Origin of the sequence: Polynucleobacter sp. AP-Nickl1-40-C4 (assembly GCF_035012665.1) — a bacterium.
In the GTDB taxonomy this organism is placed as follows: Bacteria; Pseudomonadota; Gammaproteobacteria; order Burkholderiales; family Burkholderiaceae; genus Polynucleobacter.
The window spans coordinates 1-4510 of the sequence record NZ_JAYGQR010000019.1 but is presented as its reverse complement, the minus strand read 5'-3'; the positions used below and the strand labels follow the sequence as shown (position 1 = coordinate 4510).

The 4510-nt window shown below is 41.2% G+C and carries 8 protein-coding genes, 1 tRNA gene and 2 pseudogenes; 10 read left to right on the top strand and 1 reads right to left on the bottom strand.

What is annotated here, in order from left to right; genetic code table 11:
* Positions 1–389, top strand: a pseudogene (locus tag VC182_RS11425) (hypothetical protein); the annotation flags it as partial.
* Positions 390–446: 57 nt separating this feature from the next.
* Here the strand turns inward: VC182_RS11425 and VC182_RS11420 are convergent.
* Positions 447–896 carry a hypothetical protein gene (locus tag VC182_RS11420; RefSeq protein ID WP_323485365.1) on the bottom strand — a complete coding sequence of 150 codons (450 nt, stop codon included), beginning with the start codon at positions 894–896 and terminating at the stop codon, positions 447–449.
* A 321-nt stretch (positions 897–1217) separates the two neighbouring features.
* On the opposite strand from VC182_RS11420, the gene VC182_RS11415 reads away from it, so the two are divergent.
* The 9 genes and pseudogenes from VC182_RS11415 to VC182_RS11645 form a co-directional block, all read left to right on the top strand.
* Positions 1218–1658, top strand: coding sequence for a DUF6641 family protein (locus VC182_RS11415; RefSeq protein ID WP_323485364.1), 441 nt, complete (start codon positions 1218–1220; stop codon positions 1656–1658).
* A gap of 44 nt (positions 1659–1702) precedes the next feature.
* Entirely contained in the window at positions 1703–1855 is a 153-nt protein-coding gene (locus VC182_RS11410) for a hypothetical protein (RefSeq protein ID WP_323485363.1), read from the top strand.
* Complete coding sequence (locus VC182_RS11405; RefSeq protein WP_323485362.1) at positions 1855–2016, top strand: hypothetical protein; 162 nt, start codon at positions 1855–1857, stop codon at positions 2014–2016. Before VC182_RS11410 ends, VC182_RS11405 begins: the two co-directional genes overlap by 1 nt.
* A gap of 45 nt (positions 2017–2061) precedes the next feature.
* Entirely contained in the window at positions 2062–2622 is a 561-nt protein-coding gene (locus VC182_RS11400; RefSeq protein ID WP_323485361.1) for a hypothetical protein, read from the top strand.
* Positions 2607–2711, top strand: a pseudogene (locus VC182_RS11395) (GDCCVxC domain-containing (seleno)protein); the annotation flags it as partial. The gene VC182_RS11400 and the pseudogene VC182_RS11395, both read left to right, overlap by 16 nt.
* A 318-nt stretch (positions 2712–3029) precedes the next feature.
* Entirely contained in the window at positions 3030–3413 is a 384-nt protein-coding gene (locus VC182_RS11390; protein WP_323485360.1) for a hypothetical protein, read from the top strand.
* Positions 3414–3490: 77 nt separating this feature from the next.
* Positions 3491–3829: a hypothetical protein gene (locus VC182_RS11385; RefSeq protein ID WP_323485359.1), complete on the top strand. Its 339-nt coding sequence runs from the start codon at positions 3491–3493 to the stop codon at positions 3827–3829.
* Between the two features lie 136 nt (positions 3830–3965).
* A tRNA-Phe gene (locus tag VC182_RS11380) sits at positions 3966–4041 on the top strand.
* Between the two features lie 408 nt (positions 4042–4449).
* The coding region (locus VC182_RS11645) for a transposase (protein ID WP_370623727.1) at positions 4450–4510 on the top strand (61 nt) is incomplete at its 3' end.

The window sequence follows — 4510 nt, the reverse complement described above, 5'->3', positions numbered from 1 at the left end:
GCAATAGCCGAAATCCTTTTCACCACTATGGTCAAACTGACTACTTCTTGTTTGATGAGGTGGATAAGCTCACTGTATCTGCACAGCAGTCACTTAAATCAGTCATGGACTTGAAGCGTTGTCAGTTTATCTTTACAACCAATTATCTTGACCGTATTGACGATGGCATTATCAATCGCAGCTTTTTGATTGAAATGAACCAGTCGGCAGATGCTAATGCTTATGTATTTATGGGACAAAGCATCCTGCAGAAGATGTCTCTTGTTCCCACTGCATTGCCTGTAGCGGCTTTTACAGCGATTGCACATAAAGCAAAAGGCTCTTTGAGAACCTTTGCTAGTGAAGTAATGATTGCAGGCGTGAAGTTGGGTGGAATATTGCCCAAATAAGTTGTTGTATTGGCCATAGCCACTGTCGTGCCAAACACGACAGTGGCTATTTCTCAATCACCAGCTGGCTAATTCACTATTAGTTGCTAAGAGTTCAGCAACATTCTTTCCAGCAATAGCCCTACAAGGTTTAGCCGTGAGTTTCCAGCTATCCTCCACTTCTGCCTCACCATCTAAAACACATAGTATTAATTCATTAGTTTTCATATTTAAAGTGCCAAAGCCATAGACGGATGTTTTAGTCTTTGTTGCCAAGTCATAACGCACTATCCAGCTAACTAGCGTGTCCTTATCTACTTCGTTACGAACTTGATTGACTATTTCTAGTTGATTTTCTTTGGCCAAAAACTCCCAATGCTCATAAGTATAAAAATCCAAGACATATTTGACTTTAGGGTTCTTAATGTCTGCGGTGGCATTAAATAGAGCTTGATGGCGAACACCTTTAGCGTAGGTTGTGCCGTATTTGGCATTCTGAAACAAACGAACTGCGATTTCTTTCTGCATATTGATTTCTCCTTTTGGGTTGCAGTGAGTGGCGCAGTTAGTTGCGTAGAAGTTGCAGATCTCAAAAGAGAGGTTGCTTGTTTCGGGTTGCGTAGTTACGAGTCAGAGTTACTCATTTGTCCCAAGTAGTAACTCATTCGCAACTTATTTCTATAGCCACTCATTCGCAACTCACTTCGCCACTCACACTTATTTAGCTTTGCTAAAGGAAAACAAACAAAAATAGTGGCGATATTTGGTGGTTTTGGACAAATTGAGGTCGACCAAATCCCAAATCAGGTAATAAATTAAATGTGCCCATTAACAAACAAGGAGAATTAAATGAGCGCATTGGAATCACTCAAGCTAACAACAGCTAAAAAACCTACCCATATCCCTGCAATCGTATTTCGTAGGAACAAACTTTCTAGCAAGTTGTGGGAGCAAATCCAGCTAGCCAAAAGTCATATAGACGGCACGCCATTTGTTGCGACTAAGTTCAAAAGCGTTAAAGATAAAGAAACTGGTTTGCGTCGCCAAGTAGAAATTCCCAAGCGTATTCGCGAGTGGTGGTTTAAAAATGAAGCTGGCAAAGTCTGCGTGTCAGTCAAATACGGCACTAAAGTGATTGAGCTTGCTAAAGGCAAGCACAGCGTTGAAGTAGATAGTGCACAAAACTTAGTGAAGGCGCTTGAGCTGGTTAAGCAGGCCGTAGAAGCGGGAGAGCTTGATGCTCAAATTGAGTCAGCTAGCGGGGCATTGAAGCTAGGGTTTAAGAAGTAAGGCCTGTAGGTGTCGTGTTAATCACGACACCCATAAATACCTATATGAAACAATTTCGCGCAACTGTTAGAGCAAGTGGGATGGTGGTTACAACCATCGTATTTGCTGAAAACACCAACTTCGCTACAAAAATATTACAAGCCCAATTTGGCGCCACGAATGTAATCAGCATTCCAACACAGATTGGGAATGGCTAATGAAGATCACAGAAGTCACAACCCCAACACCAGAGCAACAGCGAATTAAAGCAATGCAAGCACAGGTCAAGCGTGCCCAAGAGGCAGTCAAGGCTGAGCGTGCTAGGCAGAAGATTGCAAGTGGACAAAAGATGATGGCTAAAGCTGTGCAAAGCAATTAAGATTTAATACGAATAAATCTTAAAAGGTTTTATATGGCTAATTTTGTGACAAATAGAATTTCATTAATTGGTAATGACGCAATTAAAGAGTTAGCCAAAGAAATTAATAGAAGATTTAATGAAGACTGCCGATTAAACAATAATTATTCAGATACATCGCAAGTGGGTAGATTGCTATTTGGGCTATCTGGGGATGCTGCTTATCTATCAGACAAGTTAGATGCAAAGTGGGTGCATATTGATGGTGGATTAGACGAAGATGAGCCGTTGAGATTGATTAGTGGTTGGCGACCAGTTTTCGAGATTCAAAATCAAATTCTTGAGTGCGCCTCTAAGCTGGATCCTCATGTAATTGTTTATATGGAATATGACGATGAGATGCCGAACTTTATTGGGGTTAGCTATGTAACCCTCAAAAAGGGTGACATTATTGAATTCAATATGCAAAAAGACTTGAGCAGTTGGCTTGTAGCCTATGACGGTGACTACGATGAAGCCTTTAATGAAAATTTAACTTCCAAAGAGCATGAAGAGGTTTTAAGGTGGGAAGAAGTATGGGAGTTAATGGGCGATATGAGGGCAGAAGCATTTGCCACGCAATGCTGAAGCCTAAAGCGGGTGATTGCTGTGTCTTTTGTGTCTATGGTGATGAGCCTTGCCCACCAATACAAGAAAGCAAGGGGTGTTGCGGGTAAAGCAAGCCCCTATCCTGGAATTGCCCCCATAAATTCTTGCTTAATGGGGGTTCGGGGGGGGGTAACCCTATAAGCAATTGTTGATAATATTTGCAATAATCTACTTAGATAAAAATAACGAATGTGTGTCTGAATAATATTAAAAACATCCTCCTTCAGCTTGCCATCTCATTTGCGCTGTATTGGATTTTTGTGGCGCCCATGTATTTTCTTCCGCAATTAAAAAATAGCTCCATCACCTATCTTTTATTTCTTCCCGCTGGCATAAAGCTTTTTGCTGTTTTAATTTTCAGGTGGCGTGGGGCGCTTGGAACTGGATTGGCAATCTTCGCTCGCTTAATGTTTACGGATTCTTCGCAGCCATTAACTAGTTGGCTGCTTGCCGCAGCCTCTGTCACTCTCGCTTTGTATTTGGTGGTTGAGTATGGGCTAAAGCTAATGAAGGTGGATAGAGATTTCTCAAATCTTCAGTATTACCAAATAGTTGTATTGGCTACCGCAACAAGTATTGTGAACGGATTTGTATTCGCCTATGTGGTTAGCGCCCTAACAATTGGGCAGATGAGTGGCGGCTTATTTCATAGTGGCTTCACAACGGTGATGGGCAATTTTGCTGGTAATGCCATAGTTGTGTGTGTGGCGATGTTGATTGTTAAGAATAAATTGATTATTATCAATTTTATTAAGGGAATAAAGAATTAATATCAAATCATGTAGTAGTTTGATATTAATAAAACAACATCAAAGATAACTTGTTCCTAATAAGCTAAATAACCAAAATGAATAATTCATATATCCGCTTTCTAAACCTCATCGATGCAATAGCTGGCTTGGACGCAAATAAGAAGTTAGATGCTACAGAAAAGCAGTTGCTGGATGCAGTAATGCTTGCCTATTCGCAAGGGCGTGAAATCCTAGTTGGCGATTTAATACATTTGAGCAAAATTGGTTCGCAGGCCACTTTGCATGGAAGGGTAAAGAATCTTGTCACAATGGGCTATGTAAAGTTAACAACCGACAAGATGGATGGTAGAAAAAAGAAAGCGGCTCCTACCAAGTTAGCGATGAAACATTACGATAGCCTATCCAAACTGTTAACTAAAGCCGTAGCTGCATAAGCAGGAAAAGCAAAGCACCGTTAAACAGGATTAAACATCCTTAACCGCCGTAGGATTAAGCAAATACAAGGCGATTGAGTACAGTTGCACACATTTGTGTAGCTTGATTCCAGTTTCATTTATAATTCCAAGTCTTGGCCTGGTAGCTCAGTCGGTAGAGCAGAGGATTGAAAATCCTTGTGTCGGTGGTTCGATTCCGCCCCGGGCCACCAAGAAATAATGATGCCCTGCTTCGTGCGGGGCATTTTCTTTTATGGCTTGGCAGGGTTAGATGCCATCATCGTTCTCGGATATCCCTAGTGTGAACCGTCCTTTAAAAGGACAAATCAATTTATCATCCCTGCGTTGGTCCTGCGTCGCTTAAATCGACGCTCATCTAGGGTCCGTGCTTGCCATGTCGTTTAAAACGACATTGTTAATTATCTTTAGTACTATTTAGATTATGGAAATAGCCAACCAAATCTTTTTTATTGTTTTTGCCCTCATTACCTTTGCCATTTTGCTGAGTGCAATTCCACAGTTTCAGGCTCGAAGGTCGGACTGGCCTAGTATCTATTTGAATCGCTACCACTTCTATAGACACTTTCTAGCCTAATATTTAGTCTATTAGGAGGTGTGTCATGAGTACAAGAAGACGGTTTACTGAAGAGTTCAAGTTAGAGGCAGTCAAGCAAGTCGTTG

What these genes read in the sequence shown, in the direction of transcription:
- VC182_RS11415 (WP_323485364.1), top strand. Translation starts at nt 1,218, where the DNA reads ATGAGCGCATTGGAATCACTCAAGCTAACAACAGCTAAAAAACCTACC.
- VC182_RS11405 (WP_323485362.1), top strand. Translation starts at nt 1,855, where the DNA reads ATGAAGATCACAGAAGTCACAACCCCAACACCAGAGCAACAGCGAATT.
- VC182_RS11410 (WP_323485363.1), top strand. Translation starts at nt 1,703, where the DNA reads ATGAAACAATTTCGCGCAACTGTTAGAGCAAGTGGGATGGTGGTTACA.
- VC182_RS11420 (WP_323485365.1), bottom strand. Translation starts at nt 896, where the DNA reads ATGCAGAAAGAAATCGCAGTTCGTTTGTTTCAGAATGCCAAATACGGC.
- VC182_RS11385 (WP_323485359.1), top strand. Translation starts at nt 3,491, where the DNA reads ATGAATAATTCATATATCCGCTTTCTAAACCTCATCGATGCAATAGCT.